Below are 1,496 nucleotides of genomic sequence, written 5' to 3'. Positions count from 1 at the left end.
CCCGACGGGGAGCGGCGGTCGCGCGCGACCGCCCGGTATCAGGGGGTGGTAACCGGCGCGGTCGTCGCGGCGGCTTCGGCGCAGTCGAACGTCAGCTTGTCAGGATCGCTCTGGCTGCCGTCCGCCCGGTACGAGCCGGTCGATTCGAGCGGCTCGACCTCGCGGTCGCCGCAGACGCGCGCGGCGACTTTCCGGCAAGTCCCGCTGCCGCCGAACACGCCGCCGCACGACACGCGGTACGCATGGTCATGACCGGGCAGGGTCACCGACGAAACGGAATAGTTGGGCCCGCTCGCGGCGGTGCATCCCGCGAGGCTCGCGAGCATCAGTCCTGTCAGGGCAAGTGTCTTCATCGTGCTTCTCCAAGGCGGCGTCTGTCGCGAATGATCGCATTCGCATCGCCGCTGTTATGCCGGCCGGCGCTCGGGCCGGGCCGGGGCTGCCGATCGGTCGCAATGGGCTGCGCTTGCCGCGCCCGCCGTTGTGGCCGGCGAACGCGGGAGGCGCGGGTGCCGGGGACGCGTGGCGGCGTCTCCGGCGGGCAGGCCGCTTACTTCCACTGGTACAGCATGCCGGCGCCGACCACGCGCTGGCTGCCGCTGAAACCGCCGTTGATCGACGCCTTCAGGTTTTCGGTGATCCGGGCCTGCATGCTGACGGCCATCGCCTTTTGACCACCGAAGGTCGACGTACCGACGCCCATCCCGAAGTTCGCGTCGCGATCCAGTTGCGGGATCGATGCCATCGCGCCGACGGCGGCGATGCCCTGGCGCGCCATCTGGTCGGTCTGCTGCAATTGCTGTTGCGTCGTGCTCAGTTGCGAACCCAGGTTGCTGATCTGGGTTTGCTGGCTGGTCAGCGATTGCGTCATCGACGTCGACAGCGCGGTCAACTGGTTGACGTTGACCGCATCCGTACCTTCCGTACCGGCCGCGACGTTGGTGATCTGACGCTGCTGGGTCGAGCTGCCGACCGACACCACGTTCGAACGTCCGCCGTCGTTGGAGTTGGCGCCGAGCGCGACCGAGTTCGAACCGGCGGTGACGGTCGGCTTGTCGGAGCCGGTGCCGTTCATGTCGGCGGCGATCCCGGTCGTGTTGGCCGAACGGGTCGTGTTGTTGTTGATCGTGGTCGACAGCGACGAGATCTGGTTGTTGATGTTGGTCACGCCCGACGACAGCGATGCGACGTTGCTGTTGGTGGTGCTCAGGCCGGTGGACAGCGAGTTGATGCCGGTCGAGGTCGAGGTCGACAGCGAGGCGACCGTGCTGTTGGTCGTGCTGAGGCCGGTCGACAGCGAGTTGACGGCGGTCGAGGTCGACGTGGACAGCGAACTGACGGTGCTGTTGGTGCTGCTGAGGCCGGTCGACAACGAACTGACGGCGGTCGAGGTGGACGTGGACAGCGAGGTCACGTTGCTGTTGGTGGTGCTCAGGCCGGTGGACAGCGAAGCGACGTTGCTGTTGGTGGCGAAGAGCTGGCTGCCGTTGATCGCG

General features: G+C 67.2%; 2 protein-coding genes. Both read right to left on the bottom strand.

Annotation, left to right across the window (positions count from 1 at the left end):
* Nucleotides 1-38: 38 nt before the first annotated feature.
* Complete coding sequence (locus RZR99_RS32250; protein ID WP_323123747.1) at nucleotides 39-353, bottom strand: hypothetical protein; 315 nt, start codon at nucleotides 351-353, stop codon at nucleotides 39-41.
* Nucleotides 354-550: 197 nt separating this feature from the next.
* The coding region (locus RZR99_RS32245; protein ID WP_323123746.1) for a YadA family autotransporter adhesin at nucleotides 551-1,496 on the bottom strand (946 nt) is incomplete at its 5' end.

Origin of the sequence: Burkholderia alba (assembly GCF_034721475.1) — a bacterium.
Taxonomy (GTDB): Bacteria; Pseudomonadota; Gammaproteobacteria; order Burkholderiales; family Burkholderiaceae; genus Burkholderia; species Burkholderia alba.
The sequence above is the reverse complement of the archived record's forward strand: the minus strand, read 5'-3'. Positions and strand labels throughout refer to the sequence as shown.

Coding starts and splice junctions, on each gene's coding strand:
- RZR99_RS32250 (WP_323123747.1), bottom strand. CDS start 353: ATGAAGACACTTGCCCTGACAGGACTGATGCTCGCGAGCCTCGCGGGA.